Consider the following 3,784-nt stretch of genomic DNA (forward strand, 5'->3'; position numbering starts at 1 on the left):
CCTCGAGCTGCAAGTGGCTCGTCTCTGGGAGGAGCTGCTCTCGGTGAGCCCGGTAGGCGCGTGCGACAACTTCTTCGAGCTGGGAGGCCACTCGCTGCTGGCCACCCAGCTCATGTCCCGCATCCGCGCCGGCTTCGGCGTGGAGCTGCCCCTGCGCGCCCTCTTCGAGGCTCCCACCGTTGCCGCCCTGGCCTCCCGCGTGGACTCCGCCGTGCGCGCCGGCAGGGGCATGCAGGTGCCTGCGCTCGTCCCCGTCGCTCGCAACGGGGCGCCGCTGCCGCTGTCCTTCGCCCAGCAGCGCCTGTGGTTCCTCGACCAGCTCGAGCCCGGCAGCCCCCTCTACAACATCCCCATGGCCGTCCGCTTCCAGGGCGCCCTGGACGTCCCGGCCCTGGAGCGCTCCTTCTCCTCGCTCATCGAGCGTCACGAGTCGCTGCGCACCACCTTCCAGTCCTCTTCCGAGGGCCCCCTCCAGGTCATCTCCCCGGCCCTCGCCGTGCCGCTGGCCGTGGTGGACCTGGGCTCCGTCCCCGACGCCCAGCGCGAGTCCGAGCTCCGTCGCCTCGCGGGTGAAGAGGCCATGCGGCCCTTCGACCTGGCTCGCGGCCCGCTGTTCCGCGCCACCCTGCTGCGCCTGAGCGCCCAGGACCATGTGCTGCTGCTGACGATGCACCACATCGTCTCCGACGGCTGGTCCACCGGCGTGCTCATCCGCGAGCTGGCCGCGCTCTACCAGGGCTTCACCTCGGGCCAGCCCTCCGCGCTGCCCGCCCTGCCGGTGCAGTACGCCGACTACGCCGCCTGGCAGCGAGGCTGGTTGCAGGGTACGGCGCTGGAGACCCAGCTCTCGTACTGGCGTCGGCACCTCTCCGGTGCGCCTCGCACCCTGGAGCTGCACACCGACAAGCCTCGCCCCGCCGTGCAGTCCCACCGCGGCGCCAGCCAGTCCACCCTCCTGCCTCACGCTCTGGCCGAGTCGCTCAAGGCACTGGGCCAGCGCGAAGGCGCCACGCCCTTCATGGTGCTGCTGGCCGCCTGGCAGCTCCTGCTGTCGCGCTACTCAGGCCAGGACGACATCTCCGTCGGCTCTCCCATCGCCGGCCGTACCCAGGCGGAAACCGAGGGCCTCATCGGCTTCTTCATCAACACCCTCGTGCTGCGCACGAAGCTCGACGGCAACCCCTCCTTCCGTGAGTTGCTCTCCCGCGTGCGGGAGACCGCCCTGGGTGCCTATGCCCACCAGGACGTCCCCTTCGAGAAGCTCGTCGAGGAGCTCCGGCCCGAGCGCGACCTGAGCCGCACGCCGCTGTTCCAGGTGATGTTCATCCTGCAGAACACGCCTCAGCAGGAGCTGTCCCTGCCGGGCCTCACCCTGCGCGGCGTCGAGGCGGACAACGCAGTCGCCAAGTTCGACCTCACCCTCACGCTCACCGAGGGCACCCACGGTCTGGCCGCCAATCTCAGCTACAACACGGACCTGTTCGAGGAGGCTACAGCGGCTCGCATGCTGGGCCACCTGCGCGTGCTGCTCGAGAGCCTCACCGCTCGCCCCGACCAGCGTCTCTCCGAGCTGTCGCTGCTGACGGAGGCCGAGCGCCGGCAGGTGTTGGTGGATTGGAACCACACCGCCGCCGAGCCCGCCCAGGACGGCGCGCTGCACTACCTCTTCGAGCAGCAGGTGCAAGCCACTCCCGAGGCCACCGCCCTGGTGGTCGGCACCCAGCGCCTGAGCTACCGGCAGTTGGACTCCCTGGCCAACCAGCTCGCCCACCACCTGCGCTCGCTGGGTGTCGGCCCCGAGGTTTCCGTCGCCGTCTGCCTGGAGCGCTCCACCGAGCTCGTCGTCGCCCTGCTCGGCGTCCTCAAGGCCGCTGGCGCCTACATCCCCCTGGACCCCGTCTACCCCCGCGAGCGTCTGGCCTACATGCGCCAGGACGCGCGCAGCCCCGTGCTCCTCACCCAGCGCTCTCTGGCCGAGGGCCTCTCCCTGCCCGGCTCCCACACCGTGCTGCTGGACGGCTTCCAGTCCATTGCCCACCAGCCTCACCACGCCCCGGTGCGCCTCAGCGGCCCCGAGCACCTGGCGTACGTGCTCTACACCTCCGGCTCCACCGGCCGTCCCAAGGGCGTGGCCCTGCAGCACCGCAGCGCCGTCGCCTTCATCCACTGGTCGCTCGCCACCTTCTCCCCCCACCAATTGGCGGCCGTGCTCGCCGCCACCTCGGTCAGCTTCGACCTGTCCGTCTTCGAGCTCTTCGCTCCGCTCAGCTGCGGCGGCTGCGTGTACCTGGCCGACAACGCCCTGGCCCTGCCCTCCCTGCCCTCCGCCTCCGAGGTGCGGCTCGTCAACACCGTCCCCTCCGCCATGGCGGAACTGGTGCGCATGGGCTCGCTGCCCTCCTCCGTGCACACCGTCAACCTCGCCGGCGAGCCCCTTCCCGCCGCCCTGGCCCAGGCCCTCTACTCCACCGGCACCGTCCAGGCCCTCTACAACCTCTACGGCCCCACCGAGGACACCACCTACTCCACCTTCGAGCGGGTGCCCTCCGACTCCCAACGCCCTCCCTCCATTGGCCGGCCCCTGGCGGGCACCCAGGCCTACGTGCTCGACGAGCGCCTGCACCCGCTGCCCGCGGGCGTCCCCGGCGAGCTCTACCTGGCCGGCGCCGGCCTGGCTCGCGGCTACCTGCACCGCCCGGAGCTCACCTCCGAACGCTTCCTCCCCAACCCCTTCAGCTCCACCCCGGGTGCTCGCATGTACCGCACCGGCGACAAGGTGCGCTGGACGGCCGACGGCACCCTGGACTACCTGGGCCGCATCGACTTCCAGGTGAAGGTGCGTGGCTTCCGCATCGAGCTGGGTGAAGTGGAGTCGGCCCTTCTCGCCCACTCCGGCGTGCGTGACGCCATTGTCGTCGCTCGCGAGGACGTGCCCGGCGACAAGCGTCTGGTGGCCTACGTCGTGGCTCACCAGGGCCACCCGCTCGAAGTGGCCTCCCTGCGTGACCAGCTCAAGCAGCGGCTGCCGGCCTTCATGGTGCCCTCCGCCTTCGTGGTGTTGGACGCCCTTCCCCTCACCCCCAACGGCAAGCTCGACCGCAAGGCCCTCCCCGCTCCGGACATGGCCGCGGAGACGAGCGCGGCCTTCGTCGCCCCACGCACTCCCACCGAGGAGCTGCTGGCCGGGCTCATGGCCCAGGTGCTGCGCCTGGAGCGCATGGGCGCCGGTGACAACTTCTTCGAGCTGGGCGGCCACTCCCTGCTGGCCACCCAGGTCATCAGCCGCATCCGCGCCGGCTTCGGCGTGGAGCTGCCCCTGCGTGCCCTCTTCGAGGCTCCCACCGTGGCCGCCCTGGCCTCTCGCGTGGACTCCGCCGTGCGCGCCGGCAAGGGCATGCAGGTGCCTGCGCTCGTCCCCGTCGCTCGCGACGGGGCGCCGCTGCCTGTGTCCTTCTCCCAGCAGCGCTTGTGGTTCCTCGATCAGCTCGAGCCCGGCACTCCCCTCTACAACATCCCCGCCGCGCTGCGGCTGGAGGGAAGCCTGGACGTATCGGCGCTGGAGCGGTCCTTCGCCGCGCTCACCGAGCGTCACGAGTCGCTGCGCACCACCTTCCAGTCCTCTTCCGAGGGCCCCGTCCAGGTCATCTCCCCGGCCCTGGCGGTGCCGCTGGCCGTGGTGGACCTGGGCTCCGTCCCCGACGCCCAGCGCGAGTCCGAGCTCCGTCGCCTGGCCACCGAAGAGAGCCTGCGCTCCTTCGACCTGGCGCGTGGCCCGCTGTTCCGC

At 71.3% G+C, this 3,784-nt stretch carries 1 protein-coding gene; it reads left to right on the forward strand.

Annotated elements, in window-relative coordinates:
• Positions 1–13: 13 nt before the first annotated feature.
• On the forward strand, positions 14–3,784 hold a 3,771-nt coding region (locus ACJ8AN_RS29965; protein WP_407758935.1), incomplete at its 3' end, for an amino acid adenylation domain-containing protein.

It is taken from the genome of Archangium sp. (assembly GCF_045802675.1).
Taxonomy (GTDB): Bacteria; Myxococcota; Myxococcia; order Myxococcales; family Myxococcaceae; genus Archangium.